This is a genomic window from Neisseria sp. P0009.S007, assembly GCF_051962515.1.
Window position 1 is genome coordinate 1 of record NZ_JBQCVF010000761.1, and the last position, 829, is coordinate 829.

The 829-nt window shown below is 38.2% G+C and carries 1 protein-coding gene and 1 pseudogene; one reads left to right on the plus strand and one right to left on the minus strand.

The genetic code is table 11. The features are described 5' to 3' along the window. A partial coding sequence (locus ACTHS3_RS16185) for an NrdR family transcriptional regulator (protein ID WP_440368167.1) occupies nucleotides 1-66 on the minus strand: 66 nt, incomplete at its 3' end. Nucleotides 67-77: 11 nt separating this feature from the next. Here ACTHS3_RS16185 and ACTHS3_RS16190 point away from each other — a divergent pair. Then, nucleotides 78-829 (plus strand): annotated as a pseudogene (locus tag ACTHS3_RS16190) (MFS transporter); the annotation flags it as partial.

Below are 829 nucleotides of genomic sequence, written 5' to 3' on the forward strand. Positions count from 1 at the left end.
GGTGTCTTCCAGCCATCGCGAGTCGGTTACTTGTGTGTTGGGGTGTTGGCAAAACGGGCACTTCATCGGGTTTCCTTATTGTTAGTCCGGCAGTTGCAGCACTCTTATACTCCGTTTGGGATTTAAATGCTATTATTGCCATCGACGTATTGGGTGCTGTGATTGCATCTATTACGGTAGCAATTGTACGTATACCTAAGCTGGGTAATCAAGTGCAAAGTTTAGAACCAAATTTCATAAGGGAGATGAAAGAAGGAGTTGTGGTTCTGAGACAAAACAAAGGATTGTTTGCCTTATTACTCTTAGGAACACTATATACTTTTGTTTATATGCCAATCAATGCACTATTTCCTTTAATAAGCATGGAACACTTTAATGGAACGCCTGTGCATATTTCTATTACGGAAATTTCCTTTGCATTTGGGATGCTAGCAGGAGGCTTATTATTAGGAAGATTAGGGGGCTTCGAAAAGCATGTATTACTAATAACAAGTTCATTTTTTATAATGGGGACCAGTTTAGCCGTTTCGGGAATACTTCCTCCAAATGGATTTGTAATATTCGTAGTTTGCTGTGCAATAATGGGGCTTTCGGTGCCATTTTATAGCGGTGTGCAAACAGCTCTTTTTCAGGAGAAAATTAAGCCTGAATATTTAGGACGTGTATTTTCTTTGATCGGAAGTATCATGTCACTTGCTATGCCAATTGGGTTAATTCTTTCTGGATTCTTTGCTGATAAAATCGGTGTAAATCATTGGTTTTTACTATCAGGTATTTTAATTATTGGCATTGCTATAGTTTGCCAAATGATAACTGAGGTTAGAAAATT